Consider the following 1,666-nt stretch of genomic DNA (forward strand, 5'->3'; position numbering starts at 1 on the left):
CCGTCCCACATCTGCAATCAACGAGAACAACGAATGGGAAACGCCGCCGAAATCTACGCGCTTCGCTATGCGACGATGTCGCCGCGCACGCCGCACATGAACTTCCTGCAGCCCGATCCGCATGACATCGCTGCGCAGGACCTCGATTATTTCGTCTGGCTGATCCGCCTCCCCGGCCGCGACATCCTGGTCGATACCGGCTTCAATGCCGAGGAGGCGCGCTTGCGCAGTCGCACCATCAAGCTCAATCCGGTGCAGGCGCTGGCCGACTTCGGCGTCAAGGCCGATGAGATCAGCGACGTCATCGTCACCCATTTGCATTACGACCACGCCGGCAATCTCGATCGCTTTCCAAATGCGCGCTTCCATCTGCAGGAGCGCGAGATGGCCTATGCGACGGGACGCTGCATGTGCACCGGCCTGCTGCGCCATCCGTTCTCGGTGGAGCATGTCACGCAGATGGTGCGGCATGTCTATGGCGAGCGCGTCACCTTCCATTCCGGCGACGGCGAGGTTGCGCCCGGCGTCACCGTGCATCGCGTCGGCGGCCATTCCGACGGCCTGCAGGTGGTGCGGGTGGAGACGGCGCGCGGGCCGGTGGTGCTGGCCTCCGATGCCGCGCATTACTACGCCAATCTTCACAAGCGCAGCCCGTTTCCGATCGTCTACAATATCGGCGACATGGCGGCCGGCTGGGAAACCGCCGAGCGGCTCGCCGGCCATCCCGACCGCATCGTTCCCGGCCATGATCCGATCGTGACCGAGATCTATCCGTCGATCGGCGATAGCGGCGATGTCTTTGCGCTGCATGTGGCGCCCTCGCGCTCCTTCGCCGAGTTGGAGACGGCACGATGAGTGCGAACGGAAACCTCGGCTTCATCGGGCTCGGCGTGATGGGCGAGCCGATCTGCCGCAATCTCGTGCGCAAGAGCGACCGCCCCGTGCTCGCATTCGATCTCGCGGCCGAGCCGCTCCGGCGCATCGCGGATGAAGGCGCCACCGTAGCAAGCTCGGTCGCCGATGTCGTGACGGGCAGCGATCTCATCTTCCTCTGCCTGCCGAGCGCCAAGCATGTGCGCAGCGTGTTCGCGGACGACGGCATTCTCGCGCATGTCAGAGCGCAGCAGATCGTGATCGATCTCGGCACCTCCTCGGTGAAACAGACCCGCGACTTCGCGCAAGCTTTGCAGGACAAGGGCGCGAGCTGGATCGATGCGCCGATCGCGCGCACCCGGCAGGCGGCGCAGGACGGCACCCTGAGCGTGATGGTCGGCGCCACGCCCGAGCTGTTCGCCGCAATCGAGCCGCTGATCCGCTGCTTCGCCACCGACGTTACGCTGTGCGGCGAGGTCGGCGCCGGACAGGTGACCAAGATCCTCAACAACATGGTGCTGTTCGAGACCGTGAATGCGCTCAGCGAAGCGGTCGCGGTGGCGCGCCACAGCGGCGTCGATCCGAAGCTGCTGCTGGAGACCTTGTCGAAGGGCTCGGCCGACAGCTTTGCGCTGCGCAATCACGGCCTCAAGGCGATCGTGCCCGGCGTATTTCCGGAGCGCGCCTTCTCGAGCGAATACGCACTGAAGGATCTCTCCTACGCGCTCGAGCTCGCCGGCGACGCTGGGCTGAAGCTGCGCGGCGCCGAACTGATCGGCACAGTGCTGCAGGA

At 65.3% G+C, this 1,666-nt stretch carries 2 protein-coding genes; both read left to right on the plus strand.

From position 1 onward, the window contains the following. Window positions 1-33: 33 nt before the first annotated feature. A complete protein-coding gene (locus WA702_RS00565) occupies window positions 34-855 on the plus strand; it encodes an N-acyl homoserine lactonase family protein (RefSeq protein WP_425108580.1) in 822 nt (273 codons plus the stop codon). Continuing rightward, window positions 852-1,666, plus strand: an 815-nt coding sequence (locus WA702_RS00570) for an NAD(P)-dependent oxidoreductase (protein WP_425108581.1), incomplete at its 3' end; no start/stop codon positions are given. The genes WA702_RS00565 and WA702_RS00570, both read left to right, overlap by 4 nt.

Origin of the sequence: Bradyrhizobium sp., assembly GCF_049798375.1 — a bacterium.
Lineage (GTDB): Bacteria > Pseudomonadota > Alphaproteobacteria > Rhizobiales > Xanthobacteraceae > Bradyrhizobium.